We start from the raw sequence: 25,297 nt of genomic DNA on the forward strand, positions 1-25,297 counted from the left end.
CCGCGCCCGGACATGCGAAGAGGCCGGATGCGCTGCATCCGGCCTTCGCTATGAGGCGAGCGAGCCTAGGGGTGTCCAGGCATCGGAACGCTCGGTTGTTAGATGACCTGACCGGTCTGCGACTGGAAGGAGTCGCCCTCCGGCACGGCCTCGGTGTAGGCGGTGTCGAGGAAGCCGTCCTCGTTGCTGTCGCTGAGCACGGTGTCGGCGACGCCGTCCGCGTCCGAGTCGATCGAGACCTCGTCCACAAGGCCGTCGGCGTTGTAGTCGGTGATCACGGTGTCGGCGTAGCCGTCGTTGTTCGAGTCGGTGGCGACCGAGTCGATGTAGCCGTCCGAGTTGGAGTCGACCGAGACCTGGTCGGTGACGCCGTCGCCGTCGGTGTCCGACTCGAAGGTGTCGAGCATGCCGTCCTCGTTGGTGTCCGAGGCGAAGGACTCGATGGTGCCGTCGCCGTCGGCGTCCACCGACAGCTCGTCGGAGATGCCGTCGCCGTCGTAGTCCACGGCCATGCCCTCGGCGTCGCCGTCGCCGTCGGTGTCGATCAGCGTCACGCCGTCGGTGGTGATGGTCTCGTCGGCGATGCCGTCGCCGTCGACGTCGAAGGTCTCGGTGACCGTGGAGACGGAGGTGTCGTCCTCGGCGTAGAGGTCTTCCTCGGCGGTGTAGTCGGTGGTGGCCTCGTCGGTGTAGGTCTCCTCCTCGGCGGTGTAGTCCTCGGCGGCGACGTCTTCTTCGACCGTGGCGTCTTCGTACTCGCTCATAGCTCTTCCATCCTTAGTTCGAGAAGTGTTCCGTGCTTGTGAAGAGAACTCTACGATCCCCGCGAGGGCCGTGAATCCCCAGAGTGTGCCAACCCCCTATGCTTTCCTCCGGTCCCCCTGGCACCCGCACGTCACACCATGTCTGGAGTTCCCATTGGGCCTGTCCGGCAATGCCTTCGACGTCCCCGAGCCGCCTCCGTCCCTGGTCCCGGTGCCCGCGACGCGCGCGTTCGACCTCCACTCCTCCCGGGTGATCGCGGGCGCGGCGGGCTGCGGCTGGCAGTTCGACCTGCGGGCCGACGACCCGGTGACGCGCGACGGGACGCTGCTGGTGCCCTTGATCGCCGAGGCCGACTACTACCGGGCGGTCGACGGCGACGGCGACGCCTACGCGAGCCTCGTGCCGGCCGCCGACGTGTACGTGCAGAAGCCCGAACCCGGCACGGGCGCACCGCGACCGGGCTACCTGATCGAGCGCCTCACCGACCCGGACTCGCCCCCGATCCGCCGCCCGTACCCCGCCTCGGACGTGCCCGGCCTGATCGGGCAGCGGGTCTGGTACTGGACCGACAGCGGGTTCCGCGACGACTTCCGCTGCGTCTCAGAGGCATTCGAGCTCGACGGCGACTTCTGCGTGCGGGTCGTCGAGGAGCGCGCCTGGTACCGGTGGCAGCGCACCGGCACGGTCCCGAAAGCGCAGGACGCGTTCATCCAGCACCTGTGGACGCAGTGACTAGCTCTGCCAGAGCCTCGTCATCATCGCCTCGACCGCGATCCGGGGGCGGACGTTCGCTTCGATCGCCTTGCGGCACTCCAGGATCGCGTCGATGCGGCGCAGCAGGGACTCGGCGCTGAGCTTCGCGGCCGCCGCCCTGGTCGTGTCCGCCATGTCGATGTGGATCGGGTCGACGCGCGCGCCGAACCCGGCCGCGAGCGCGTCCCGGTAGAACGCCGCGAGGTCGACCAGGGCCCGGTCGAGCGAGTCGCGCTGCGCCCGCGTGTCGCGGGTCTTCTGGCGCTTCTCCAGCTCCTTCAGGGCCGACGCCGAGCCGCGCGCGGCCTTCGACGCGCCCTTCCCGGTGCCGCCCTTGCCGAGCGCGGTCTCCAGCGCTTCCTTCTCCGCCGCCGACTGGTCGGTGTAGACGCCCGAGGCCTCGGCCTCGGCGGCCTCGATCAGCTCGACCGCGGCCGTGAAGCACGCCCCGAGCCCGGTCAGGCGGCGCGGGATCTGCAGTACGTCGTGGCGTTTCGCCCGCGCCTCCGCGTCGGTGGCGAGCCGCCGCGCCCGGCCGACATGGCCCTGCGCCGCGGCGGCGTACAGCTCCGCTTCGCGCCTGTCGAGGCCGTCGCGGCTCACCAGGAGGTCGGCGATCGCCCCGGCGGGCGGCTGGCGCAGCCCCAGGACGCGGCAGCGGGACCGGATCGTCACCGAGACCTCGGCCGGGTTCGTCGAAGGCGCGCACAGCAGGAACACGGTCCGCTCCGGCGGCTCCTCGACCGCTTTCAGCAGCGCGTTCGCCGCGGCCTCGGTCAGGCGGTCGGCGTCTTCGACGATGAGGACCTGCCAGCGCCCCTGCGTGGGGGCGCGGCTCGCTTCGAGGATGAGGCGGCGGACCTGGTCGACGCCGAGGGTCAGGCCCTCCGGGATGACCCTGGTGACGTCGGCGTGCGTGCCGCCGAGGACCGTGTGGCAGGTGTGGCACTCGCCGCAGCCCCGGTCGGCGCATTGGAGTGCGGCGGCGAACGCGACGGCGGCGGTGGAGCGGCCGGAGCCGGGCGGGCCGGTGAAGAGCCAGGCGTGGGTCATGCCGACGCCGCGGGCGGCGTCGGCGAGGATCCGCTGGGCGTCGTCCTGCCCTACGAGCTCGCGGAAGACTCCGGCGACGGTGGCGTTCACGGGCGGCCGGCCTCCTCGGTGAGGGTGTCCCAGCCGTAGTCCTTGGTGGATTCGGCGGCGGGCCCGGCCTCGGGCTCGGCGGTGCCGTTCTGCACGGTGCCGTTGCCTGCTGCCGCAGTGCGTTCAGGGCCGGTGCGTTCGGTGTCGAGGCCGGGCCAGCCGGTCTCGGTGCGGGAGGTCTGGGTGCGGATGTCGAGGCGTTCGGCGACGGCGTCGCGCACGCGGGCGGCGATCTCGTCGGGGGTGCCGCCGGCTTCGATGACGAGGTACCGGCCGGGCTCGGCCGCGGCGAGCTGGAGGAAGGTCTCGCGGACCCGCTCGTGGTAGTCGAGCTGCTCCTGCTCGAGGCGGTCGCCGTCGCCGCCGGCCTTGGCGCGGTGGAGGCCGCTGGCGGGGTCGACGTCGAGGAGGACGGTGAGGTCGGGCTTGAGGCCGCCGGTGGCCCAGGTGGAGACCCACGCGACCTCGTCCTTGCCGAGGGCGCGGCCGGAGCCCTGGTAGGCGATCGAGGAGTCGATGTAGCGGTCGGAGACGACGACGGCGCCGCGTTCGAGGGCGGGGCGGATGACCTTCTCGACGTGCTGGGCGCGGTCGGCAGCGAACAGGAGCGCTTCGGCGCGGGGCGCGGGCGCGGAGTCGCCCCCGGAGTCCAGGACGAGGGAGCGGATGCGCATGCCGATGTCGGTGGCGCCGGGCTCGCGGGTGAGGACGGCCTCGTAGCCGCGGAGTTTGAGCCACGCGGCGAGCTTGACGGACTGCGTGGACTTGCCGGCGCCCTCGCCGCCTTCGAAGACGACGAAGAAGCCGGAGCCGGCGACCGGATCGGGGGCCGTGAGCGGGCGGCCGCGCAGGGAGGACCAGAGGTCGGCGAGGACGGGCACGCCGGGCTTGTCGTCCATGGACTTGAAGGCGGTGACGCCGAGCCAGACGACGAGGGCGGCGGCGACGAACAGGAGGATGCGGCTCATCGAGAGGGGCACTTCGGCGAAGCCGAGGTCGAGCCGCCGGGCGGCCTGCCAGCCGGCGAGCGGCGCGGCGATCGTCATGGAGAGCATGAGGATGACGCGCGCGGAGACGGCGATGAACGCGAACATGCGGCCGCGGATCTCGTCCTCGGTCTCGCGCTGGAGGAGCGTGATGCCGGCGAGGAACGCCATGCCGGCGCCGAGGCCGATGACGAGCGAGCCGATCACGGAGAACACCATGTGCGGGGCGACCGCGTCGAGCGCGAGGCCGCTGCCGGCGAGGACGATGCTCATGCCGAACCAGCGCAGCCGCGAGAGCTCGCCGATGAGCTTGGGCCCGAAGGCGATGCCGCCGCCGAGGCCGAGGAAGAGGAACACCGCGAGGGTGTAGAACGCGGCTTCGCCCGCGCCGAGGGTGGTGGCGTAGACGGTGCCGACGCCGATGAGGATGCCCGCGCCGCTGAACGCGCCGAGCATGCCGACGATGAGGCCGCGGACCCGCTCGGAGGTGCGCAGGTAGGACCAGCCTTCGACGAAGTCGTGCCAGACGCTGGTGGTGCTGCTGCCGACCTTGCCGATGCGGCCGGAGATCTGCGGGATGAAGAAGTAGACGGTGACGGCCAGGATCGCGAACATCGCGGCCGTGAGGTAGAGCGCGATGACCATCGGCTCGGCCCAGGTGCCGAGGTTCGACCAGACCGCGGAGCCGCGTTCGAGGATCGCGAGGACGGCGAACGCGAGCGGCGGGGCGATGCCGTACGTGGTGGCGAGGCTGAGCTGGTTGGCGGCCTCGTACTTCTCCGGCGGGAGGAGGTTCGGGACGGCCGCCTCCTTCGCGGGCGACCAGATGAGGACCGCGCCCTCGATGCACAGCTGGGCGATGGCCAGCCAGGCGACGGTGACGGCCGTGTTGTCGGTGATGAGGTACACCGTCGGGACGGAGGCGATGAGCACGAAGCGGGCGGTGTCGCAGGCGGCCATGGTCTTGCGCCGGTCGAACCGGTCGGCGAAGACGCCCGCGACCGGGCCGAGCACCAGGGACGGCAGGAGCCGCAGCACGATGGTGGCCGAGAACGCCGCGCCCTTGGCCGCGGGGTCGTCGAACAGGGACTGGGCGAATCCGGCGGTGGCGAAGATGGCCAGCCAGTCGCCGAAGGAGGCCAGTCCGAGGACGGTCCAGAGGCGTCTGAACGGGCGGATCCGCAGCACCGTCTGGATATCGCCAAGCGTGTTCGCCATGCTGCTCCTCGAAAGTCAGAGACCGCACCGGGTCGACTACGAGACTAGTCGGCCCAGTGCGGTCAGATGCCCCGGCGCGGTGGTTTGAGTGGCCTGGGACCCTCCTTACGGAAGGCGGCGTCCGAGGTAGTCGCAGACGACGTCGGCGGCTTCGGCGATCGAAGCGGAGCAGCCTTCGGGGTCGCGGCGGAAGGCCAGGCGGACCAGGGCCTGCCCGGTCTCGACGGCCACGGTGACGGTCTTGTTGAGCTCGTCGTCGCCGCCGATGCCGAAGCGCTGGGCGAGTCCGGCGAGGATCTGGTCGGCGATCACGTCGCCGCCGGTGGTGACGGCGTCGGCCCGGCCCGGGTCGATGGCGTCGGCCAGGTGGAGCACGCGGAAGCCGGGCGCGGTCCGGTACATCTGGACGTACTCGTCGATGGCGGCCTCGACCCCGCCGCGCCAGTCGGCGGGCGGTTCGGCGTCGAAGCGGGCGGCGAGGCGCTCGAAGTACAGGTCGATGTAGCGCTGGCTCAGTGCCTCGGCAAGCGAGCGCTTGTCCCCGAAGAACTGGTAGACCGAGCCGATGGCGACGTCGGCGCGCTGGGCGATGGCGGTGGTCGAGAGCCGGTCGTAGCCGACCTCTTCGATCAGGTCCGCGGCGGCGTCCAGCATCCGGCGCACGCGCGCGGCCGAACGCTCCTGGACCGGCAGGCGCCGCAGCGAATGCGTGGCACCGAACTTGGACACCGGTGACATCGTGGGCTGCCTTGCGGCCGGCACGGTAGCAGTGCTCATGGTGTTGTCTCCCCCCTGTGATGACAAGTATCCCCATCATGGACGACTTGCCCGGATTTGAGGCTCATTCCCGGTCGTGTCGCGAGGGAAATTCCAACTTCACCCCGCGAGCGACGATCAGGCGGTCTCGACCGTCATGTCGCGAAACGGCTTGACGAAATGCGGAGTTCATCACTCTCACGGTTGCGGCGGTTGTGCGTGAACACCCGGACACGGAAGGATTGCGAGGGTTTTGCGCGTTGCTTCAGGGGACAAGCAGGCGCAGGAGAGGACAACCAGATGCAGCAGCGGCGCACGCCGGCCTTCAGGGCACGATGCCGAAAGCAGAACGTCCGTCGCGTGGCGATGGTCTCGGTGCACACCTCGCCGCTCGCGCAGCCCGGCACGGGCGACGCGGGCGGCATGAACGTGTACGTCCTCAACACCGCCCGCGAACTCGCCCGCTCGGGCGTCGAAGTCGAGGTCTTCACCCGCGCCACCAGCTCCGACGAGCCCCCCACAGTGGAGGCGGCGCCCGGCGTTCTCGTCCACCACCTCCCCGCCGGGCCTTTCGAGGGCCTGTCCAAGAACGACCTCCCGACGCAGCTGTGCGCGTTCACCGGCGGGCTCCTGCGCGCCGAGGCCCACAACCGGCCCGGCCACTACGACCTCATCCACGCCCACTACTGGCTCTCCGGCCAGGCCGCGTGGGTCGCCGCCGACCGGTGGGGCGTGCCGCTCGTCCAGACCTTCCACACCCTCGCCAAAGTGAAGAACGCGCAGCTCGCCGCAGGGGACTCCCCCGAGCCGATCGGCCGCGTCGTCGGCGAGGAGCAGATCACCACCGAGGCCGACCTCCTCATCGCCAACACCGCCGCCGAAGCCGAAGAGCTGCACCGCTACTACGGCGCGGACGAGCGCCGCGTCGAGGTCATCCACCCCGGCGTCGACCTCGGCGTCTTCCGCCCCGGCGACCGGTACACCGCCCGCCAGGCCCTCGGCCTGCCCCAGGACGCCCTCGTCGTCGCGTTCGTCGGCCGCATCCAGCCCGCGAAAGCGCCGGACGTGCTCCTGCGCGGCCTCGCCCGCCTGCGCGAGACCGACCCGCAGCTCGCCGAGCGCATCGTGCCCGTCTTCGTCGGCGGGCCCTCCAACACCGACCTGTACTGGCTCCCCAAACTCGCCGGCGAGCTCGGCCTCGGCGACCGGGTCCAATGGCGCACCCCCCGCTCCGGCGAAGCGCTCGCCCAGGTCTACCGGGCCGCCGACGCCGTCGCCGTCCCCAGCTACAACGAGTCGTTCGGCCTCGTCGCCCTCGAGGCCCAAGCGGCGGGCACTCCAGTTCTCGCCGCGAAAGTCGGCGGCCTCACCACCGCCGTCAGCGACGACCGCTCAGGGCTCCTCGTCGACTCCCACTCCTCCGACGACTGGGCCGCCGCCCTCGGCCGCCTCATGGGCGACGGCGGCCTGCGCGAACGCCTCGCCGCCGGCGCCCGCGCCCACGCCGCGCGCTTCTCCTGGCAGTCCACCGCCGAAGGCCTCAGCGGCGCCTACCGCCGCGCCCTCCTCGCCCGCTCCCAGGCGATTACCCTGAACCGGTGATCGAACAGCTCCACGCCGCACTCGAGGCGATCGGCGCCGACTACCGCGCCGACACGCCCCGCTCGGTCGTCGTCAGCCTCCCCGGGCAGCGCAAGCTCACCATCACCTGCGGGCTCGTGCTCGAAGACCACGCCCTGCGCGTCGAGGCCTTCGTCGCCCGCAGGCCCGAGGAGCAGCACGAGCAGGTCTGGGCGGAACTCCTGCGCCGCAACGGGAAGCTGTACGCCGTGGCGTTCGCGGTCGACGAGGAGGAGGACATCCACCTCGTCGGCCGCCTCCCGTTCACCGCGATCACCGCCGCCGAGCTCGACCGCGTCCTCGGCCAGGTCCTCGAAGCCGCCGACACCGCGTTCAACGTCATCCTCGAACTCGGCTTCCGCACCTCCATCGAGGAGGAGTGGCGCTGGCGCCTCGCCCGCGGCGAGTCCACGAAGAACCTCGCGGCCTTCGAGCACCTCAAGCCCCGCGAGTTACAGGCGCCCGGCCGCCAGGATCTCCTGCGCCCGCACCTCCATGTCCTGCGCGCGCTGATGGAACGAGTAGAACGCCTCCTCGTTGCCGCTCACATAGGCGATCAAGTACTCCCAGAACACCGCGACCTGCACCTCCTCCAACCGCGACTCGGCATGGCACGCCGCGTCGTCCTCGGCCGTCGCCAGCACCTCCTCCGCCAGCGCCGCCTCGGCCTCCTCAAGGGACATCGAACCGTCGATCTGCCACGCGGCCTTGAGGTCCCCGGCCCTGGAGAACAGGGCGCTGCGCAGATGGATCGGCTCCCCGTAGTCGTGGCCGCGTGCGTCCATGCAGTCGGACCAGGCGTTGAGCGCCTCGGCCACCCGCTCGTCGGTCGCCCAGTCGGTGCCGCCGCGCGCGCCCGCGAGGCCGGCGTGGTTGAGGTAGTCGGGGTACGCGCCGTCGGCGAGGGCGTCCTCCGCTTCGCGCATGCACCCGCCGGCGGCGCGCTCCGATTCGCCGACGTCGGGCAGCAGCACGGTCTCGGCCGCCATGCCCGGCGAGCCGTAGTACGCCTCGAAGTAGGCGTCCTGGTCCGCTTGCGGCAGTGCGGTGAACGGGTCGGGCTCGGTGTACACGCCCTCCCCGTCCGGGCCCTCGTACATGAGGGTGATGGCGGGGTCGTCGACCCGGATGCCGTAGACCTCCTCGGGCGGCAGGGCGGGGTCGGGCGCGGAGTAGACCCAGGTGCCGAGCAGGTCGCGGATGCCGGCGGCCTCCTCGTACTCGGCCGCGACGGGGTGCACGGTGAAGCCGAGGTTCTCGACGCACAGCTTCGCGACCCGTTCGAGGGCCTGCTCGACCTGGTCGGCCGAGGCCATGTTGTCGGCGAGCACGGCTTCGGCGGTCGCGCGGTCGATCGGTTCGGGGGGTTCGGCGCAGCCGGTCAGGAGCGCCGCGGCGAGGAGGGCCGGGACGCCGAGGGCGGCCCGGCCGTGCAGGCGGTCAGGCATAGGTCCACTCGGCGTGGCAGCCTGAGCCGCAACCCGAGTGCCAGGCCTTGTCGACGCCGTTGCGGTAGTACCGCACCGTCACCGGGTTGCCCACCGTGGCCGAGCTGGTGGACCGCTTCTTGCCGGTGCTGCCGGCGCCGCTGGAGTTGGAGTAGTAGACGTTGACCCAGGCGTAGTGCTCGCCGCAGGACGTGAAGCGGGATTTCCAGCGCATCGTCTCGCCGTAGTCGTCGCCGTTGGTGGTCGACACGCCCGACCACCAGTCGTCGCAGGTCATCGTGTAGTTGACGCCGCCCGCGGTCGCCGGTGACGGCAGTGCGGCCGCGCCGGCGGCCACGAGGACGGCCATGGCGGCCGCCGCTCCGATCCGGCGCAGCACGCGGGCTAGAGTGGACCGAGGTCCCCTGTTCATTCGGACTCCTTCCAGTGCAGGGTGATTCACGGCGCGCGGTCATCTCGGTTGGCGCCTGTGACCGCGCGCTGACCAGACGCTATCGGCACCTGCAACAGTCCACAAGGCCCGGAAGTCGATATGGCACACCGTCCCACAACGTGGACCATCCGGTATCAACCGGCACAACGCGGCCGGCGGGCGTCGTCCGAGGCCGCGGGCGCGGTCCGGCCCCCGGACGGCGACGCCCGCCACACCCGTCCGCCGACCGGGCGGCAGGGCAGGGCGCGGCACGGCAGGATAGGGGCCATGACCTACACTCTCGTGCTGCTTCGCCACGGCGAAAGCGAATGGAATGCCAAGAACCTGTTCACCGGGTGGGTCGACGTCAAGCTGACCGAGGCGGGCGAGGACGAGGCCCGCCGGGGCGGCCGCCTGCTCGCCGAGGTCGAACTGCTGCCGGACGTCGTGCACACCTCACTGCTGCGCCGCGCCATCACCTCCGCCGAGCTCGCGCTCAACGAGGCGAACCGCGCGTGGGTCCCCGTCAAGCGGCACTGGCGGCTCAACGAGCGCCACTACGGCGCGCTCCAGGGCAAGGACAAGGCCGCGACGCTCGCCGAGTTCGGCGAGGAGCAGTTCATGACCTGGCGCCGCTCCTACGACACGCCGCCGCCCGCGATCGAGGCCGGCACGGAGTTCTCCCAGGACGGCGACCCGCGGTACGCCGACCTCGCCCCCGAGATCGTGCCGGCCACCGAGTGCCTCAAGGACGTCCTCGAGCGGATGCTCCCCTACTGGTACGACGGCATCGTCCCCGACCTCAGGGCCGGCAAGACCGTCCTGGTCGCCGCGCACGGCAACTCGCTGCGCGCCCTCGTCAAGCACCTCGACGGCGTCTCCGACGAGGAGATCGTCAAGCTGAACATCCCCACCGGCATGCCCCTGGTGTACGAGCTGGACGAGACCACGCTCAAGCCCGTGGTCCCGGGCGGCAAGTACCTCGACCCCGAGGCCGCCGCCGCCGCTGCCGCCGCGGTCGCCTCGCAGGGCCAGAAGCCCGAACCTGACGCCGCTGCCGCCGCCGCGGTCGCCGCGGAAGGCAAGAATTAAGCCCGAATGTGCACTCTGCGTTAACGCGGGGTGACATCGGTTACGGCCCGGCGTTCGACGCCGGGCCGTTTCGGTCCTAGTCTGGGGGGCGTGGCCCACAATGATTCGTCGCCGCCGCTCGCCGCCCTGCGCCAAAGCGCTGGTCGCGTCCTCACCGGTCTGGCCGCGGGAGCCGCTTTCGGCGCCGCCGCCTCCGCGCTCCTGCGCACCCGGCACCGCGGCACTCCCCGCCCTGAAGTCCGCACCGCCCCCGTCGCCGACTCCCGCCCCTGGGAGGCCGCGACCGACCTGCTGCGCACCGGCGTGTGCCTGGTCGACGACCACAACCGCGTCCTCTACACGAACCGGGCCGCCCGCGACCTGGGCCTGGTGGACGACCATGAGATCGTCTCGCTGACCTTGCGCGCGCTACTGGCCCAGGCCCGCCGCTCCGGCCGCTACCGGGACGCGGAGATCGAGGTTCCGAAGCAGGTCATGGGCGAGCCGAGCGCTGTGAGCGTGCGCATCACGCCGCTGCCCGACGGCGTGTCCGTGGCCGAGTTCCAGGACATCTCGGAGCTGCACCGCGTCGAGCGGGTGCGCCGGGACTTCGTCGCGAACATCAGCCACGAGCTGAAGACCCCGGTCGGGGCCATGCAGATCCTCGCCGAGGCGTTGAAGGACGCCGCGGAGGACCCGGACGCGTCGGCGCGGTTCGCCGCCCGCATCCAGTCCGAGTCCAAGCGGATGAACCACCTGGTCTCCGACCTTCTGGAGCTGTCGCGGCTGCAGGGCGCGGAGAAGCTGCCCGACCCGGAGCCGGTGGAGGTGGACCGGATCATCGCCGAGGCCTTCGACCAGACCCGCATCGCGGCCGAGGAGAAGGGCATCGAGCTCACGTACTCGGGGGTGCGCGGCGCGGAAGTGCTCGGTTCGGAGTCCCAACTGGTGACCGCGGTGAAGAACCTCGTGGGCAACGCCATCTCCTATTCACCTGAGCACACGGCCGTCGAGGTCGCCACCTCCATCGCCTCCCCCACGGGGCACCTGGCGGGGGTCAAGATGGTGTGCATCGCGGTGCGTGACCAGGGGATCGGCATTCCCGCGGAGGAGCTCGACCGCATCTTCGAACGCTTCTACCGCGTGGACGCGGCGCGCTCGCGTTCCACGGGCGGCACCGGCCTCGGCCTGGCGATCGTCAAGCATGTGGCGGTCAACCACGGGGGTAGGGTGGAAGTGTCCAGTATGCCCGAAGCCGGATCAGTGTTTACCTTGATGTTGCCTGCTCGTTCCCTTCCGTCCGACGCCACGGCACCGGAATCGGATGCAATCGGAACATCCCAGCAAGCCGGCCTGTAGAAAGGTTCACTCGTGACCCGCGTGCTCGTAGTTGAAGACGAGGAATCGTTCTCCGATGCCCTCTCCTACATGCTCCGCAAGGAGGGCTTCGAGGTGGCCGTCGCCGCCGATGGCGACGCCGCCATCAAGGAGTACGAGCGCGCCGGGGCCGACGTGGTCCTGCTCGACCTGATGCTGCCCGAGAAGTCGGGCACCGAAGTGTGCCGTGAGCTGCGGGCGAACTCGAACGTGCCGATCATCATGGTCACCGCCCGCGACTCCGAGGTCGACAAGGTGGTGGGTCTGGAGCTGGGCGCGGACGACTACATCACCAAGCCGTACTCCTCCCGCGAGCTCGTGGCCCGCATCCGCGCGGTGCTGCGCCGCTCCGCCGAGCCGGACGACCCGATCGTCACCGTGCTCGAGGCCGGCCCGGTGCGCATGGACGTCGACCGCCACACGGTCACCGTGAACAGCAGTGACGTGCAGCTGCCGCTCAAGGAGTTCGAGCTGCTGGAGATGCTGCTGCGCAACGCCGGGCGCGTGCTCACCCGCGGCCAGCTCATCGACCGCGTCTGGGGCGCGAACTACGTGGGCGACACGAAGACCCTCGACGTGCACGTCAAGCGGCTGCGCTCCAAGATCGAGCCCGAGCCGGGCAAGCCCCGCCACCTCGTCACCGTGCGCGGCCTCGGCTACAAGTTCGACCCCCACGCGTAGGCCCCCAGCGCGCTTCACCCGCCGTTCACCCCGCCCCGGATCCTATAGGATATATGGTATAGGCCTCTCGGTATGCGATTGCCGAGGCGGGTCGGCGGCACCGATGGATAGGCTGCACCAGTGACTTACCTTCCCGCGGACGACCGCTACGAGAAGACCATGCAGTACCGCCGCTCCGGCCGCAGCGGCCTGAAACTCCCCGCGATCTCCCTCGGCCTGTGGCAGAACTTCGGCCACACCCGGCCCCTGGAGACTCAGCGGGCCATCATTCGCCGCGCGTTCGACCTCGGTGTCACCCACTTCGACCTCGCCAACAACTACGGCCCGCCCGCCGGCAGCGCCGAGGAGAACTTCGGCCGCGTCCTCGCCGAGGACCTGCGCCCGTACCGCGACGAGCTCGTCATCTCCTCCAAGGCCGGCTACCACATGTGGAACGGCCCGTACGGCGACTGGGGCTCGCGCAAGTACCTCGTCTCCTCGCTCGACCAGTCCCTCGCCCGCATGGGACTGGACTATGTGGACATCTTCTACCACCACCGGCCCGACCCCGAGACGCCCCTCGAGGAGACCATGGGCGCGCTCGACGCGATCGTGCGCTCCGGCAAGGCGCTCTACGTCGGCGTCTCCAACTACAACGCCGAGCAGGTGCGCCGGGCCGCCGCGATCCTCAAGGACCTCGGCACGCCGCTGCTGATCGACCAGCCGTCGTACTCCATGTTCAACCGCTGGACCGAGCGCGACGGCCTCTTGGACGCGCTCGAGGAGGTCGGCGCGGGCTGCATCGTCTTCAGCCCCCTCGCCCAGGGCCTCCTCACCGACCGGTACCTCAAGGGCATCCCCGAGGACTCGCGCGTGCGCACCAGCGTCTTCCTCAACGAGGACGCGCTCGAGGAGACCAAGATGGCGCGCGTGCGCGCCCTCAACGACATCGCCGCCGGCCGCGGCCAGAGCCTCGCGCAGACCGCCCTCGCCTGGGCCCTCCGCGACGAGCGCATGACCAGCGTCATCATCGGCGCCAGCAGCGTCAAGCAGCTCGAGGACAACATCGGCGCGCTCGGGAACCTCGACTTCAGCGACGAGGAACTCGCCGCGATCGACGAGCACGCCATCGGATAACGGCGGCCGCAGGGCCGCCGCGAGCGCCGTTCGACGGCGTCTGTTCCGGCGGCCCTGCGGTACCCCGGTAGGACCCGGGCCGTGAAAGATCCGTCCCGAGTCGGAAGTCCGGTCCGTCACGGGAAACTACGATTCGGGGCATGACCACGTCAAGAACCATGCTGCGTCCGCCCCAGCACCAGTTCGACCCCCGCGTGATGCCCTGGTGGCGGGTCCAGCTCGCCATCGCCACCGCCGTGCTCGTCGCCCCGCTCACCGTGCTCGGCCTCCTCATCGCCCCCGCCCGCCCCTGGCTCCTCGGCCCCGCCGCCGCGATCGCCCTGATCGGCCTCGCCTCCCTTGCGGCCCTGCCGGTCTGGTGGCACCGCGTCCACCGCTGGGAGGTCACCGACACCGCCGTCTACACCCTCACCGGCTACTTCTGGCGCACCTGGCGCATCGCCCCGATGTCCCGCATCCAGACCGTCGACACCACGCAGGGCCCGCTCCAGCGCTCCTTCGGCCTGTCCACTCTGGTCGTGACGACCGCGTCCTCCGCCGGAGCGATCAAACTCGAAGGGCTCGAACAGGACCAGGCCGCCGCGCTCGCCGAACGCCTCACCGAGCTCACCGACGCCACCCCCGGGGACGCGACATGAGCGACCTCCCCGCAGGCGCCGGCAACGCCGCCGCAGAACCCGAGACCCCCTGGCTGCGCCTCCACCGCGACGGCCTCAAAGCCACCGCCCTCTACATGGCCGGCGTCATGGTCGGCGCCGGCACGCCCGCCGCGCTCGCCATCGCCTCGGGCACCTCCTGGCCGATCGCCCTCGCATGGGTCGTGCCCGGCGCCGCGCTGGTCATCGGCGCGGTCGTCGCGTTCGAGGCCGTGCGCCTGCGCACCACCCGCTACCGCGTCACCGGGTCCCGCGTCGAGATGCACACCGGCCTCCTCTTCAAACGCCGCCGCTCCCTTGCGCGCGAACGCATCCGCTCCGTCGACCTCGCCGCCAACCCGCTCGAGCGGGCCTTCGGGCTCACCAAGGTCAAGGTCGGCACCGGCGAGACCGGCAGCGGATCGGGCTCCACCACCGAGCAGACGCTCACGCTCGACTCCGTCCACCGCACCGAGGCCGACCGGCTCCGCCAGGAACTCCTCCGCCGCAGCGCCGCCGCCTCCGACCTCGACACCGAAGGGCGCCTCGCCACCTGGGAGCCCGGCTGGCTCAAGTACGCGCCGCTGTCGTTCCTCACCCCGATGCTCGCCGGCGTCGCGGTCGGCGCGGTCTTCCAGGTCGCCGACTGGTTCGGCAGGGGCGGCCTGCCCGTCGAGGTCACCGCCGACATGGTCGGGGCGTACGGCGCGTGGACCGTGCTCGGCGGCGGCCTCGCCGCGCTCCTGGTCCTCGGCGCCATCGCGAGCCTCGTGCTCCAAGGCGAGGCCTGGTGGAACCACCGCCTCGACCGCGAACCCGGCGGCACCCTGCGGGTGCGCCGCGGCCTCATGATCGCGCGCTCCTTGAGCCTCGAAGAGGAGCGCATCCGCGGCATCGAGATCGTCGAACCGCTCGGCGTGCGCACCGCGGGCGCCGGACGCCTCGACGTGGTCGCGATCGGCCTCAAGACCGACCAGGAGGGCTCCGACCTCAGCACGCTGGTTCCCGCTGCGCCCCTTGACAAGACGATCGCCGCCGCCGAAGCGGTGGTCGGCCCGCTCGCGACCGGCCTCACCGCGCACCCGAAGACCGCACTGCACCGGCGACTGCGCTGGGCGGCCGTGACCGTGCTGGTCGTCGCAGGACTGGCGACCGCGGCGCACCTGCTGTGGTCGATGCCCGCGCTGCTCAGCGCCGCCGTCGTCCTGGCCGCCGTCGCGACCTCGGCGTTCGCCGTCTGGACGGCCTTCGACGCGTACGCGTCCCTCGGCCACACCGCCGGCCCCCGCTACCTGGTGGCGCGGCGCGGCAGCACCCGCCGCGCCACCGTCCACCTCGACCGCGCCGGGATCATCGGCTGGCGCCTCCAGCAGTCGGTGTTCCAGCGGCGCATGGGCCTCATGACGCTGGACGCCACCACCGCCGCGGGCAAGGGCCACTACGCGGTCATCGACGCCGACGAGCACGAGATCCTCGACTTCGCCGACGCCGCCGTGCCGGACCTGCTGCGGCCCTTCCTGGTCAGGGACTCAGCGGAATGACTGCAGGTCAGCCGTGGTCGGCGGTTCGGGCGCGCGGATGATCGCCTCGATCTCGGCCATGCGGTCCCACGTGTTCACGGCCATGCCCGCGAGCACCCGCCCGGCCTTGGTCCAGAACGCCACGAACTCGAGCGACTCGAGGGAGCCGGAGACGACGACCTCGTCGTAGGCGTCCGGGCCGGCCACGAACCCGAGGTACTCCATGCCGAGGTCGTACTGGTCGGTGAAGAAGTACGGCAGCTTGTCGTAGGGCGCCTCGTCGCCGAGCATCGCCTTCGCGGCGTGCGGACCGGATTCGAGCGCGGTCTGCCAGTGCTCCACCCGGATCGGCCGTCCGTAGTGGACGGACGGGATGCTGGCGACGTCACCCGCGGCCCACACGTCCGGGCCGCTCGTGCGCAGCGTCCCGTCCACGGCGATCCCGCCGCCGAGCTCCTTGGGCCGCAGATTGATCCCGGCCTCGACGGCGAGCCCGGTGTTGGGCGTGGCCCCGACCGCGAGGAGCACGACGTCGGCCGCGACCGTGCGGCCGTCGTCGGTCGCGACACCGACCGCGCGACCGTCCTCGCCGAGGATCTTCGCGACCTGCGTGCGCCGCAGCAGCTCCACCCCGTGGTCGGTGTGCAGGCGGGCGAACACGAGCCCCATCTCCGGGCCGAGGACGCGTTCCAGCGGCTGCGCGCCGAGCCCGAACACGGTGACCTCGCGGCCCAGCTGCCGCGCCGAGGCGGCGACCTCCATGCCGATCCAGCCGTCGCCGACGATCGCGACGCGCTCGGCGTCCTTGATCGCGGCGTGCAGCAGGTCGGACTGCTCGACGGTGCGCAGCAGGTGCACGCCCTGGAGGTCCGCGCCGGGGATCGGCAGCGGCCGGGGGCTGGAGCCGGTGGCGATGAGCAGCTTCTTGTAGTCGAGGACGGACCCGTCGGCCAGGGTCAGCCGCCGCCGGGCGGGGTCGAGGCCGGTGGCCGGCTCGCCGGTGCGCAGCTCGGCGTTCTGGGCGTACCAGTCCTCGTCGACGGTGAACACGGACGAGCGGTCGGCCTCCCCGCGCAGGTAGTCCTTGGAGAGCGGCGGCCGCTCGTAGGGGCGGTGGGCCTCGCCGGTGACGACCACGAGATCGCCCTCGAACCCTTCATCGCGCAGTGTCTGCGCGGCCTTCGAGGCGGCCAGGCCGCCCCCGACGATGACGTACGGCGCATTACTCATTGACGTCTCCCCAAGTGTCGACGAGGCTCACGATCGCCTCCGGCTCGATAGGCGGCGGGTCGGCCCCATTCTCCCGCGTTCAGGCGCAGGCGGGCCCGTTCAGCGGATTCCCGCCGCCACCGCCCGCAATCCCCCGAACGAGCGAATCTCGCTCGCGCCCCGCACCGGTTCTTGGCAAGCTGGCCCCATGACCGAGCACCCGACCCACACCGAGCACGGCGACGCCGCGATCGCCCGCAGCGGCGAGATCCTGCGCACCGAGGTCGGCTCGGGCCTGCACGGCATCGCGATCGCCGGGACCGAGGACCACGACGAGATCGGCGTCTTCATCGAACCGCCCGAATGCGCCGTCGGCCTGCGCGCCCCGATGGACCACTACGTGTGGCGGACCCGGCCCGAGGGCCACCGCTCCGCGCACGGCGACACCGACCTGGTCATGTACTCGCTGCGGAAGTTCCTCAAGCTCGCCATCGCGGGGAACCCCACGATCCTGCTGCCGCTCTTCGCCCCCGAAGCGTCGGTCTACGTGCACACCGACCTGGGCGCGGAGCTGCGCGCGCTCGCGCCCGCGTTCCTCTCGCAGCGCGCGGTCGAGCGCTTCGTCGGCTACCTCGACGGCCAGACCGACCGCCTGCTCGGCCGGGGCCGCCAGGGCTCGCTGCCCAACCGTCCCGAACTGGTCGAGCGGTACGGCTACGACGTCAAGTACGCCTCGCACGCGCTCCGCCTCGGCCTGCAGGGCCTCGAGATCGCCGAGCACGCCCGGCTCACCCTGCCGATGCCCGACGCCGACCGCAAACGGGTGCTGCGCGTCAAGTCCGGCGGGGTGCCCGAACTCGACACGGTGCTCGCCGAGATCGACGCGGTCCGGGCCCGCATCGTCGCGCTCCTCGAAGCGGGCGCCACGGCGCTGCCCGCCGAGCCCGACACCGACCGCATCTCGGCCTGGTCGATCGACGCCCACCGCCGCCACTGGCGCGCGAACCACGGCTTCTAGCCCCTGGAAATCGCCCCGGGGGCTTACGAGAGGCCGAGGCATTCGCTCACGCGTCGGACCGAGGCCTCCTCATCGAGGGCCGCGTCAACGGTAAGCGCCTGCAGCCCGAGGTCGCGAGTCTCGTTGCGGAGCCGCTCGACGAAGTACCGCTCGCGGGCGGCGAGGTTGCGCATGGCGCGCTCGGGGTCGCTGGTCCGGTGGACGAACCCGGGCCGGTTCGTGGCCTCGGCCCGCTTGTCGACCGCGTACGCGCGGAAGTCCGGGCTCGGCAGCAGCCACACGGCCCGGCGGCGATCGGCGAGGAGCGGCGCGACGAGCGCCGGCAGCAGCCGGAACCCTTCGACGACGATCCCCTGCTCGGGCGGCATCGCCAGCAGGTCCTCGATGATGAGGTGGAAGCCTTCGCCCCTGAACCAGTGGAACGTCTCGAACATGGTCTCGGGCGAGCGGAGCAGCCAGCGCTCGTCCATGCTCATCGCCATGAACTCGTGCAGGTGCGGCGCTTCGGCGGCGGTGGTCCGCCGGGCGTGGTCCTGCATGGACGCGTCGGTGCCGTACAGCCTGAGCCCGTACCGTTCCGCCAGCGCCGCGGCGACAGTGGACTTCCCGGCCCCGCTGCCGCCCCCGATCCAGTAGACGTGCCGCAGCCGCTCCCGGATCTCGGCCTCACTCGCCATGTCGATACCGCCCGACCGCATCGGTGGAAAAGCTCCATGCTCTCAAGGCCTGCCCGCGGGCCGCAGTGGCACTGCGATCGTGGCGACGAGCAGCTGTTCGGTGGACTCCGGAGACCGGGCGCGGCCGCTAAGCTCGATGGCACCCTTCCCGACAACTGAAAGCGCTGCCCCATGGGAACCTCTCGACTCCTCCTGCCCCTGTGGCTTGCCGCGCTGGCGCTGCACGGCGTGGTCGGCCTGTACTGGTATTCGATCGGTCCTGGTGACTACCGGTTCCCGACGCCGGCGGCGTCGGCGCTGTTCGGGGCGGGTATCGCGGCGCTCGCGTGGTGGTGGGTCCGGGCGAGGGCGATGATGTCGGAGCGGGAACGGGAGCTGGTCTCGACCAGGGCGCAGGTTCGGTACCGGCGGCTGGTACTGCTCGTCTCGTACGCATTGGGTTGCGCCTCAGTGGCATTCGCGGCCGGTGTCCAGGGGGACGACGAGGCCTGGCAGCGGTTCACGGACGGCGACCCGCAGATCCACCGGGCGGTCGCGACCGAGATGACCGACTGGGAAGAGCACTCGGAGACGGGTTGGACCGCGTACTTCGACGGTTACGCCACGATCGACGGCGTGCGCTACCCGTTCCACTCCGAGCCGGTCGAGTTCGGCGACGACGAGGAGGTCGACACTGCGGTCGACATCGCCCTGGTCGAAGTGTGGGCCGTGTTCGATCCGGAGGATCTGGACGCCGGGATCGTCGTGCGGCACGCTCGCGACGACGCCGAGGCGCTGCTCGAGGAGCCGATGGTGCCGTTGCTGCCCTTCGTGCTCGTGATCGCGGCCTGCTGCTGGGCGGTGCACTGGCTCTGCGTGCGCCGCAGGAACTACGCCGAGCGGCACCTCGATCCCTTGCAGCGGACGTCCGACGGGTACACGTGGGTGCTGGTCGCGGTTCCCGTGCTCCTGTGGGCGGTCGGGATGGCCTGGGTCGCGTCGCTGTCCGGTGCCGACGAGTCCTACCAACCCGCCGGCGACCTGGGGGTGAACGGTCTGATCGTCCTGTGGATGATCCTCCTCGGGCCGGCCGCGCTCTGTTTCGGCCTGTGCTTCAACGAGCTCGCCGCGAAGCCCGTCACCCGCTTCGGCGGTCTGTGGAGCATCAGGAAGACCGTCGGCCGCTGAGACACCGCCATGCGGGGTTGCATCCTGCCGTCGAACGTGTCGGGCTCTAGGCGCTCGGCCGGGGATCCGGCGGAGGCCATGCTCGTGGCTTCGCGGCGGGCTTCGTCGGCGGACGCGAGGGTTGCGGCCACGGCATGGAGGACAGCGGCGTGAACGCTGCCGCGGTCGCGAACAGCGGCGCGGAGCAGCTCGAACCGGAGGTCCGCGGGGAACTGCAGTCCTTGGGCGGCAGCGTCTCCTGGCGAGAATGCAAGGACCACCGCCAGGTGGTCAGGGAGTTCACCGGACTCGAGGCGCCATCCGCAGGCCGCATTGATCTCCTTGATCCGGGCCAGCTCGTGGCCGCGTCGTCGTGTGTCGCCGGGCGCGGCCTCCATTCTGTTCGATCTCCGTGATCGGCAGAGGCCAGTTGGAGATTTTTGGACGGATATGTCCTGAAGGGGGTGCATCGGAGATATTGCGGCTGCGCTGGATTCGGCCGGGCCGGGATCCGATTACTCCTCGCGAAGGAACAGGGGCGGGCCGGTATCCCTCTCAAGGCGGATGAACGAGCCGAACAGGCGACCTAGGGTGAAGCCATGCTCGAAATCAAGGACCTCCACAAGCGGTTCGGCGACACCGTTGCCCTCGACGGCGTGTCGCTCACCGCAGCCCCCGGGGAAGTGGTCGGATTCGTCGGCGCGAACGGTGCCGGGAAGACCACCACCATGCGCATCGCCATGGGCGTGCTCGCCGCTGATTCCGGCCGGATCGTCTACAACGGTGCCCCGCTCGACGTCGAGGCGCGCCGCCGCTTCGGCTACATGCCCTCAGAACGCGGGCTGTATCCCAAGATGAAGACCGCCGAGCAGATCGCGTACTTCGGTGAGCTGCACGGCATGAGCCGCGCCGAGGCCAAGCGCTCCGCCGCCGCGCTCCTGGAGCAGCTGAACCTCACCGAGCGCTCCGGCGACTTCGTGCAGGACCTCTCGCTCGGCAACCAGCAGCGCGTCCAGCTCGCGGTCTCGCTCGTGCACGACCCCGAGGCGCTCATCCTCGACGAGCCGTTCTCCGGCCTCGACCCGCTCGCCGTCGACGTCATGGGCACCGCCCTCAAGGACCGCGCCGCCGACGGCGCGCCGGTGATCTTCTCGAGCCACCAGCTCGACCTCATCGAGCGTCTCTGCGACTCCGTGGTCATCATCGGCAACGGGAGGATCATCGCGGCCGGCTCCGTCGAGGAGCTGAAGGCCAAGGAGGTCAAGCAGCTGCGCGTGAGCGTGCAGACCGCCGAAGACCTCACCGGTGCGCTCCCCGGCACCGTCACCCGCGACGGCGACGACTACCTCGTGGAGGACGCCGACGACCAGGAGGTGCTGCGCATCGCCGCCGCCGCCGGGCGCGTCACCCACTTCGCCTACGACCAGCCCACCATCGCCGAGATCTTCCGAGAGGCCGTGACCCGATGAGCGCCCAGACTCCCGAAACTCGGGCCCCCGAGACCTCGCGGATGCGGGGCCTCATGCTCGTGGCCGGACGCGAGATCCGCGTCCGCGGCCTCTCCAAGGCCAACCTCGTCAGCCTCATCGTCACCGTCGTCATCGTCGGCGTGCTCGCCGCGCTGCCCACGATCCTCGGCGGCGGCGACGACGAAGCCGAGAAGATCGGCCTCGCCGGAACCAACGCGACCGCGATGGAGAGCCAGCTCAACGCCATGGGCGGCTTCGACATCACCATGTACGACTCCGCGGGCGAGGCCGAGCAGGCCGTCGAGGACGGCACCGTCGACACCGCTGTCGCCGACGGCACGCTCTACAGTGAGGAGAACCCCGACCAGGGCCTCCAGACGCAGCTCGAGGCCGCCTGGCAGGCCGCCACGGTGCAGACGAACCTCGCCGAGGCCGGACTCAGCGACGCCGAGATCGCCACCGCGCTCACGCCGCAGCCGTTGGAGACCGTCACGCTCGCCGAGGGCGAGAGCGACCCGGTCACCAGCTACTTCACCGGCCTCGTCATCTCCATCATCATGTTCATGATGCTCATGACCCCCGTCCAGTACATCGCCATGGGCGTGGTCGAGGAGAAGTCCAGCCGCATCGTCGAAATCCTCCTCACCAGCCTCAAGCCCTGGCAGCTGCTGGGCGGCAAGGTCATCGGCCTCGGCGTGATCTCCCTGGTGAACCTGGTCGCGATGGTCGCGGTCGGCCTCGGCGTCTCCGCCGCCACCGGCGTGCTCGCCGACCTGCCGCCGGGCACCGCCTCCGCGGCGGTCTCCACCATCGGCTGGTGGCTCATCGCCCTCGTCCTCTTCGGGACGCTCGCGGGCGGCGTCGGCTCGCTCGTCTCCCGCCAGGAGGAGTCCGGGTCGGTCCTGACCCCGCTCATCATGTCGCTCACCTTGAGCTACATCGGCGCGATCTTCACGCTGAACGCGCCCACGAGCACGTTCGCGCAGGTCCTCTCGATCGTGCCGCCGTTCTCGGCGATCACGATGCCCACCCGCATGGCCATCGCGACGGTGCCGACCTGGGAGATCCTCCTCTCGATCGGGCTCCTCGTGCTCGCCGCGGCCGGGGCGCTCGCGCTCGGCGCGCAGCTGTACAAGCGCAGCGTCCTGTACACCGGCTCGCGCCTCAAACTGACGGAGGCGCTGCGCCGCGCGGCGTAGCCTGACACGGCGAAAGGGCCCGGGGGGCGAACCCCCGGGCCCTTTTCGCTTGCCGCGCTTACTCGGTCAAGAAGAGGAAGTACCCGATCGAGGCGAGCATGAGGACCCACGCGATCGGGTGCACCTCGCGCCAGCGGCCCTTGGCGGCCATCATGACCGGGAAGAACACCAAGCCCAGGGCGATGCCGTTCGAGATCGAGTAGGTCAGCGGCATCACGGCGACGATGAGGAACGCCGGGATCGCGTACTCGAGCTCGTCCCAGGCGATCTTGCCCAGCGCCTTGGCCATGAGCACGCCGACGACGATGAGCGCCGGCGCCGTCACCTCGGGGTTGTTCGCGACCAGGCCGAACACCGGGAACGCCACCAGCGAGACGAGGAACCAGAAGCCGGTCGTCACGGCGGTGAGGCCGGTGCGGCCGCCGACCGAGACGCCCGCCGTGGACTCGATGTACGCCGTGGTGGTCGAGGTGCCGAGCACCGCGCCGGCCGAGGTCGCGATCGAGTCGGTCGCCAGGGCGCGGCCCGCGCGCGGCAGCTTCCCGTCCTCCTTGACGAGCCCGGCCTGCCCGGCCACCGCGAACAGCGTCCCGGCGGTGTCGAAGAAGTCCACGAACAGCATGGTCAGGATGACCGCGATCATGTGGACGGTGAACGCGTCCTCGAAGCCGGTGAAGGCCGCGCCGAACGAGTCGAGGTTCGGGGTGAAGCCCTCGGTGAGCTCCAGGTCGATGACGCCGGTGGCGATGCCGAGGCCGAGCGTGGCGAGCATCCCGTAGAAGACGCCGCCCTTCCAGCCGAGGACCATGAACACGGCGGTCACGATGAGGCCGAACACGGTGAGCAGCACGGGCCCGGAGGTGAAGTCGCCGATGGTGACGAGCGTGGCCGGGGAGTCGACGACGATGCCGCCGCCCTTGAGGCCGATGAACGCGATGAACAGGCCGATGCCCGCGCCGACCGCGAGCTTCAGCTGCGCCGGGATCGCGTTCACGATCGCCTCGCGGGCGCCGGTGACGGCGAGGATGAAGAAGAGCACGCCGGAGACGAGCGTGCCGGTGAGCGCGGTCTGCCACGGGATGCCGAGGGTGAGGACCACGGTGAACGCGAAGAACGCGTTCAGGCCCATGCCCGGTGCGGTGGCGATCGGGTAGCGGGCCCACAGGCCCATGACGAGGCAGCCGAGCGCGGAGGCCAGCGCGGTCGCGGTGAAGACCGCGCCCGGGTTGGGGGCGTCGACCCCGGCTGCGGAGAGACCGAAGCTGAGGATGCCGGGGTTGACGGCGAGGATGTACGCCATCGCGAGGAAGGTCGTGGTCCCGGCGAGGACCTCGCGCTTCCAGTTCGTCTTGTTCTCGGTCATGCCGAAGAACTTGTCGACGCCGCCGGGCTCCGGCGCGTCCTTCTTCTCTTCTGCTGTGGCTTCGGTGGCCATGTGGCGGGCACTCCTGTGCAGGCGTGGTGCGATGCCGGGCAGCTGGCACCTCGGGAAACAGGGTAACGGGGCGGGTCTGAACCTGCGGGTAATGTACCGGGTCCGCCACGGCGAAGACAGGGATCGGGGCCTGCGAATGTGAGTTTTACGCACCCGATATGAGCTGGAAAACAAGCGACGCCCCGGAGCCAAGGGGGGGACGGCTCCGGGGCGTCGACTCAGGGTCGGGCCCCCGGTGGCAGGATTCCGGGGGCCCGACAAGGACCGCACCGTCAAGCAGCGGGCGGTAGTCGCGGTGTCTCCTACCCGACGAATCGGGCGTCCTGTCCTGAGACAACTGCTAAACGCGATGGCGACACGGCCGGTTGCATAACGTTTCGATAACGGGCCGGATTTCGGTGCGGGAACCCGCGGGCCCCGCACCGACTCCCAGGTCAGGCGCCTTCGGCGTTCTCGGCGCGGCGGCGCTGCACCACGAGCAGGGCGATGCCCGCCGCGAGGAGCGCCCCTGCGCCGAGGGCGTAGGTCAGGGACGAACCCGTGGTGGGCAGCGAACTCCCGGCCGGGGAGGTCGAGGCCTGGCCGGGCGTGGAGCTCGACGGCGCACCTGACGACGGCGCCTGCGAGGACGGCGCCTCGGACGACGGCACCGCGGAGCTGGACTCGGCGGGGCTCGAAGGCTCCTCGGTGGGACTGGAGGGCTCCTCGGTGGGCGAGGAGGGTTCCTCAGTGGGCGAGGAAGGCTCCTCAGTCGGACTGGATGGCTCCTCCGTGGGCGAAGACGGTTCCTCGGTCGGCGAGGAAGGCTCCTCGGTAGGACTGGACGGTTCCTCAGTCGGGCTCGAAGGCTCTTCCGTGGGCGAGGAGGGCTCCTCGGTCGGGCTCGAGGGCTCCTCCGTGGGGCTCGACGGTTCCTCGGTCGGCGAGGAAGGCTCCTCCGTCGGGGTCTCCTCGCCCGGCGGCTGCTCCGTCGCGGGGCAGGTGTGGGTCAGGTTGAAGAACGGCTCCTTGCCTTTCCCGTCGTCCTCCTTGAGGGTCACCCGCGCTTCGGCGTCGATGAGGGTCAGCCCGGCGGGGGTGATGATGTACGCCTTGTTGTCCCCCGAGCCGGAGACGATCCCGCCGTCGTCCTCGGTGTTATAGCGGATGACGTTGCCGTCCTCCTCGAAGACCGCCTCGATGTACTCGAAGTTGCCTTCGGCGCCGGCCGACTTGGGCAGGACGAAGACCCAGCCGTCGAGCCAGTCGGCGGTGCCAGCGGGGATCTGGTCGCAGCTCGGGGGTTTGAAGTCGGCGGCGGTCGTGGGCACGTTGCCTTCGTTGATCGGGATGAGCGTGCTCGCGCCCGCGAGCGCGGGGACGGCGAAGGCGAGCGCGACGGCTCCCGCCAGGCCCGCGGCGACAGAGGCCCCCGCGATCTTGTGGCGGCGTGTGAGTTTCATGGGATTGCACTCCGTGATGGGTGGCCGGAGGAATCGAACGTGCCGGTTTCGATTACGCCTGTTGTTTCGTGAGTGACCGGTCCGGGCGGGCCGACTCGGGAACCGCTGGGCCCGGTGATGGGCAATGCATTCACGTCCATACCGGAGGCCGCGTTGCGTCGCATTCGGATGATCGTGGATCGGCCGAACGGCTGACCTGCG

The 25,297-nt window shown here is 70.8% G+C and carries 23 protein-coding genes and 1 pseudogene; 14 read left to right on the forward strand and 10 right to left on the reverse strand.

The genetic code is table 11. The annotated features are described in order from the left end of the window. Positions 1-98: 98 nt before the first annotated feature. Entirely contained in the window at positions 99-764 is a 666-nt protein-coding gene (locus AB0I03_RS07935) for a hypothetical protein (RefSeq protein ID WP_360408317.1), read from the reverse strand. 154 nt (positions 765-918) lie between these two features. Between AB0I03_RS07935 and AB0I03_RS07940 the strand changes: the two genes are divergently transcribed. After that, the gene (locus AB0I03_RS07940; RefSeq protein ID WP_360408320.1) at positions 919-1,497 is read left to right on the forward strand and encodes a hypothetical protein; all 579 of its coding nucleotides are present in this window, start codon (positions 919-921) and stop codon (positions 1,495-1,497) included. Here AB0I03_RS07940 and AB0I03_RS07945 read toward each other — a convergent pair whose 3' ends face one another. The 3 genes from AB0I03_RS07945 to AB0I03_RS07955 form a co-directional block, all read right to left on the reverse strand. Further along, a complete protein-coding gene (locus AB0I03_RS07945) occupies positions 1,498-2,661 on the reverse strand; it encodes a DNA polymerase III subunit delta' (RefSeq protein WP_360408323.1) in 1,164 nt (387 codons plus the stop codon). It lies immediately after the preceding gene. After that, positions 2,658-4,865 (reverse strand): dTMP kinase, encoded by a 2,208-nt coding sequence (tmk, locus tag AB0I03_RS07950; RefSeq protein ID WP_360408326.1) that lies wholly within the window; start codon positions 4,863-4,865, stop codon positions 2,658-2,660. Before tmk ends, AB0I03_RS07945 begins: the two co-directional genes overlap by 4 nt. 105 nt (positions 4,866-4,970) lie before the next feature. Continuing rightward, positions 4,971-5,594: a TetR/AcrR family transcriptional regulator gene (locus AB0I03_RS07955; RefSeq protein ID WP_270117763.1), complete on the reverse strand. Its 624-nt coding sequence runs from the start codon at positions 5,592-5,594 to the stop codon at positions 4,971-4,973. 393 nt (positions 5,595-5,987) lie between these two features. Here AB0I03_RS07955 and mshA point away from each other — a divergent pair, with 393 nt between their 5' ends. Then, a complete protein-coding gene (gene mshA, locus AB0I03_RS07960; RefSeq protein WP_360409948.1) occupies positions 5,988-7,223 on the forward strand; it encodes a D-inositol-3-phosphate glycosyltransferase in 1,236 nt (411 codons plus the stop codon). Then, a pseudogene (locus tag AB0I03_RS07965) lies at positions 7,220-7,528 on the forward strand (YbjN domain-containing protein); the annotation flags it as partial. The gene mshA and the pseudogene AB0I03_RS07965, both read left to right, overlap by 4 nt. A gap of 165 nt (positions 7,529-7,693) precedes the next feature. On the opposite strand, the gene AB0I03_RS07970 reads toward AB0I03_RS07965, so the two are convergent. Both AB0I03_RS07970 and AB0I03_RS07975 read right to left on the reverse strand, forming a co-directional pair. Then, positions 7,694-8,689 (reverse strand): hypothetical protein, encoded by a 996-nt coding sequence (locus AB0I03_RS07970; RefSeq protein WP_360408330.1) that lies wholly within the window; start codon positions 8,687-8,689, stop codon positions 7,694-7,696. Further along, a complete protein-coding gene (locus tag AB0I03_RS07975; RefSeq protein WP_360408333.1) occupies positions 8,682-9,101 on the reverse strand; it encodes a hypothetical protein in 420 nt (139 codons plus the stop codon). The genes AB0I03_RS07970 and AB0I03_RS07975 overlap by 8 nt, the downstream gene beginning before the upstream one ends. Before the next feature lie 288 nt (positions 9,102-9,389). Between AB0I03_RS07975 and AB0I03_RS07980 the strand changes: the two genes are divergently transcribed. The 6 genes from AB0I03_RS07980 (at position 9,390) to AB0I03_RS08005 (ending at position 15,522) form a co-directional block, all read left to right on the forward strand. Then, positions 9,390-10,193: a phosphoglyceromutase gene (locus tag AB0I03_RS07980; RefSeq protein WP_360408336.1), complete on the forward strand. Its 804-nt coding sequence runs from the start codon at positions 9,390-9,392 to the stop codon at positions 10,191-10,193. Between the two features lie 90 nt (positions 10,194-10,283). Beyond that, on the forward strand, positions 10,284-11,531 hold the full coding sequence (locus AB0I03_RS07985) for an ATP-binding protein (RefSeq protein WP_360408339.1): 1,248 nt from the start codon (positions 10,284-10,286) through the stop codon (positions 11,529-11,531). 12 nt (positions 11,532-11,543) lie between these two features. Beyond that, the gene (locus AB0I03_RS07990) at positions 11,544-12,230 is read left to right on the forward strand and encodes a response regulator transcription factor (protein ID WP_270117771.1); all 687 of its coding nucleotides are present in this window, start codon (positions 11,544-11,546) and stop codon (positions 12,228-12,230) included. Positions 12,231-12,350: 120 nt separating this feature from the next. Next, a complete protein-coding gene (mgrA, locus tag AB0I03_RS07995) occupies positions 12,351-13,346 on the forward strand; it encodes an L-glyceraldehyde 3-phosphate reductase (protein WP_360408342.1) in 996 nt (331 codons plus the stop codon). Positions 13,347-13,486: 140 nt separating this feature from the next. Further along, positions 13,487-13,984 carry a PH domain-containing protein gene (locus AB0I03_RS08000; protein WP_360408345.1) on the forward strand — a complete coding sequence of 166 codons (498 nt, stop codon included), beginning with the start codon at positions 13,487-13,489 and terminating at the stop codon, positions 13,982-13,984. Continuing rightward, positions 13,981-15,522, forward strand: a complete 1,542-nt coding sequence (locus tag AB0I03_RS08005; protein WP_360408348.1) for a PH domain-containing protein — start codon at positions 13,981-13,983, stop codon at positions 15,520-15,522. Before AB0I03_RS08000 ends, AB0I03_RS08005 begins: the two co-directional genes overlap by 4 nt. Here AB0I03_RS08005 and AB0I03_RS08010 read toward each other — a convergent pair. After that, positions 15,511-16,731: an FAD-dependent oxidoreductase gene (locus AB0I03_RS08010; RefSeq protein ID WP_360408351.1), complete on the reverse strand. Its 1,221-nt coding sequence runs from the start codon at positions 16,729-16,731 to the stop codon at positions 15,511-15,513. The two genes, AB0I03_RS08005 and AB0I03_RS08010, sit on opposite strands and share 12 nt — an antisense overlap. Before the next feature lie 187 nt (positions 16,732-16,918). On the opposite strand from AB0I03_RS08010, the gene AB0I03_RS08015 reads away from it, so the two are divergent. Continuing rightward, positions 16,919-17,728 carry a nucleotidyltransferase domain-containing protein gene (locus AB0I03_RS08015; protein WP_360408354.1) on the forward strand — a complete coding sequence of 270 codons (810 nt, stop codon included), beginning with the start codon at positions 16,919-16,921 and terminating at the stop codon, positions 17,726-17,728. Between the two features lie 23 nt (positions 17,729-17,751). Here AB0I03_RS08015 and AB0I03_RS08020 read toward each other — a convergent pair whose 3' ends face one another. Then, positions 17,752-18,405, reverse strand: a complete 654-nt coding sequence (locus tag AB0I03_RS08020; RefSeq protein WP_360408357.1) for a hypothetical protein — start codon at positions 18,403-18,405, stop codon at positions 17,752-17,754. A gap of 171 nt (positions 18,406-18,576) precedes the next feature. Here AB0I03_RS08020 and AB0I03_RS08025 point away from each other — a divergent pair, with 171 nt between their 5' ends. From AB0I03_RS08025 to AB0I03_RS08040, 4 genes are all read left to right on the forward strand, one after another. Further along, positions 18,577-19,572, forward strand: coding sequence for a hypothetical protein (locus tag AB0I03_RS08025; protein ID WP_360408360.1), 996 nt, complete (start codon positions 18,577-18,579; stop codon positions 19,570-19,572). A 149-nt stretch (positions 19,573-19,721) separates the two neighbouring features. Beyond that, a complete protein-coding gene (locus AB0I03_RS08030; protein ID WP_360408363.1) occupies positions 19,722-19,967 on the forward strand; it encodes a hypothetical protein in 246 nt (81 codons plus the stop codon). A gap of 183 nt (positions 19,968-20,150) precedes the next feature. Continuing rightward, positions 20,151-21,020, forward strand: coding sequence for an ATP-binding cassette domain-containing protein (locus AB0I03_RS08035; RefSeq protein ID WP_360408366.1), 870 nt, complete (start codon positions 20,151-20,153; stop codon positions 21,018-21,020). Next, a complete protein-coding gene (locus tag AB0I03_RS08040) occupies positions 21,017-22,219 on the forward strand; it encodes an ABC transporter permease (RefSeq protein WP_360408369.1) in 1,203 nt (400 codons plus the stop codon). The genes AB0I03_RS08035 and AB0I03_RS08040 overlap by 4 nt, the downstream gene beginning before the upstream one ends. Positions 22,220-22,277: 58 nt before the next feature. Here AB0I03_RS08040 and AB0I03_RS08045 read toward each other — a convergent pair whose 3' ends face one another. Beyond that, the gene (locus AB0I03_RS08045) at positions 22,278-23,654 is read right to left on the reverse strand and encodes an NCS2 family permease (RefSeq protein ID WP_360408372.1); all 1,377 of its coding nucleotides are present in this window, start codon (positions 23,652-23,654) and stop codon (positions 22,278-22,280) included. Positions 23,655-24,088: 434 nt separating this feature from the next. Continuing rightward, positions 24,089-25,096 (reverse strand): LPXTG cell wall anchor domain-containing protein, encoded by a 1,008-nt coding sequence (locus tag AB0I03_RS08050; RefSeq protein ID WP_360408375.1) that lies wholly within the window; start codon positions 25,094-25,096, stop codon positions 24,089-24,091. Positions 25,097-25,297 lie beyond the last annotated feature (201 nt).

Origin of the sequence: Glycomyces sp. NPDC021274, from assembly GCF_040641195.1 — a bacterium.
In the GTDB taxonomy this organism is placed as follows: domain Bacteria; phylum Actinomycetota; class Actinomycetes; order Mycobacteriales; family Micromonosporaceae; genus Glycomyces.

Bases quoted from the DNA above. Each gene is read 5' to 3' on its own strand.
- AB0I03_RS07935 (WP_360408317.1), bottom strand. From the start codon at position 764: ATGAGCGAGTACGAAGACGCCACGGTCGAAGAAGACGTCGCCGCCGAG.
- tmk (WP_360408326.1), bottom strand. From the start codon at position 4,865: ATGGCGAACACGCTTGGCGATATCCAGACGGTGCTGCGGATCCGCCCG.
- mshA (WP_360409948.1), top strand. From the start codon at position 5,988: ATGGTCTCGGTGCACACCTCGCCGCTCGCGCAGCCCGGCACGGGCGAC.
- AB0I03_RS07970 (WP_360408330.1), bottom strand. From the start codon at position 8,689: ATGCCTGACCGCCTGCACGGCCGGGCCGCCCTCGGCGTCCCGGCCCTC.
- AB0I03_RS07975 (WP_360408333.1), bottom strand. From the start codon at position 9,101: ATGAACAGGGGACCTCGGTCCACTCTAGCCCGCGTGCTGCGCCGGATC.
- AB0I03_RS07980 (WP_360408336.1), top strand. From the start codon at position 9,390: ATGACCTACACTCTCGTGCTGCTTCGCCACGGCGAAAGCGAATGGAAT.
- AB0I03_RS08000 (WP_360408345.1), top strand. From the start codon at position 13,487: ATGACCACGTCAAGAACCATGCTGCGTCCGCCCCAGCACCAGTTCGAC.
- AB0I03_RS08005 (WP_360408348.1), top strand. From the start codon at position 13,981: ATGAGCGACCTCCCCGCAGGCGCCGGCAACGCCGCCGCAGAACCCGAG.
- AB0I03_RS08010 (WP_360408351.1), bottom strand. From the start codon at position 16,731: ATGAGTAATGCGCCGTACGTCATCGTCGGGGGCGGCCTGGCCGCCTCG.
- AB0I03_RS08015 (WP_360408354.1), top strand. From the start codon at position 16,919: ATGACCGAGCACCCGACCCACACCGAGCACGGCGACGCCGCGATCGCC.
- AB0I03_RS08020 (WP_360408357.1), bottom strand. From the start codon at position 18,405: ATGGCGAGTGAGGCCGAGATCCGGGAGCGGCTGCGGCACGTCTACTGG.
- AB0I03_RS08025 (WP_360408360.1), top strand. From the start codon at position 18,577: ATGGGAACCTCTCGACTCCTCCTGCCCCTGTGGCTTGCCGCGCTGGCG.
- AB0I03_RS08035 (WP_360408366.1), top strand. From the start codon at position 20,151: ATGCTCGAAATCAAGGACCTCCACAAGCGGTTCGGCGACACCGTTGCC.
- AB0I03_RS08040 (WP_360408369.1), top strand. From the start codon at position 21,017: ATGAGCGCCCAGACTCCCGAAACTCGGGCCCCCGAGACCTCGCGGATG.
- AB0I03_RS08045 (WP_360408372.1), bottom strand. From the start codon at position 23,654: ATGGCCACCGAAGCCACAGCAGAAGAGAAGAAGGACGCGCCGGAGCCC.
- AB0I03_RS08050 (WP_360408375.1), bottom strand. From the start codon at position 25,096: ATGAAACTCACACGCCGCCACAAGATCGCGGGGGCCTCTGTCGCCGCG.